This is a genomic window from Halorubrum sp. Atlit-28R (genome assembly GCF_003665955.1).
GTDB classification, from domain to species: Archaea; Halobacteriota; Halobacteria; order Halobacteriales; family Haloferacaceae; genus Halorubrum; species Halorubrum tropicale.
In genome coordinates this window covers 1-546 of record NZ_QPLS01000119.1, presented here as the reverse complement: position 1 = coordinate 546, position 546 = coordinate 1, and the positions used below count along the sequence as shown (strand labels likewise).

Below are 546 nucleotides of genomic sequence, written 5' to 3'. Positions count from 1 at the left end.
CCATCAACGAGAAACACAGCGTCTGAGTGGTCGTGTTTCTCCGAGAGTCGATAGAGAAACGCAGCAGCCGGATCGGTACCATGCCGTCCAAACAATTCGACGTCAAGAAGCAACTTTGTCTCGGTGTCTATTGCGGCGTATAACCAAGACCATTCGCCATTGATTTTGACAGCGGTCTCGTCGACCGCAACCCGCTTCGGCTTCGCCTCAGGCGGGGTGTGACCGCTGTCAGCCAGTCGATGTACCCACTGCCAAACAGCTTGATGAGAGCGTTCAACGCCGAGGTATCGAAGAATTTCTTTTGTCTCTCTAAGTGAACAACCGGTCGCGTGGAGCTGGACGGCGAACACCCTGACGGGTGTCGCCGTCCGCTCACGCTCCCAAGTTTCTTCTAAATCCGTCTCAAAGCACTCGCTGAGCAGGTCTGCGAGCATCTTGACCAACTAACTCAACGACCTGCTCGTTCCTCAAACTGGCTTAACTAGACAGTGCCGCCAGCACCAGTAGCAATGCCCCAGTAAAGAGGATCACATAGTAAAGGGCACG

1 protein-coding gene is annotated in these 546 nt (G+C 54.2%); it reads right to left on the bottom strand.

The genetic code is table 11. The features are described from left to right. A partial coding sequence (locus DVK06_RS17100; RefSeq protein WP_121601136.1) for an IS6 family transposase occupies positions 1-434 on the bottom strand: 434 nt, incomplete at its 3' end. Positions 435-546: the final 112 nt, after the last annotated feature.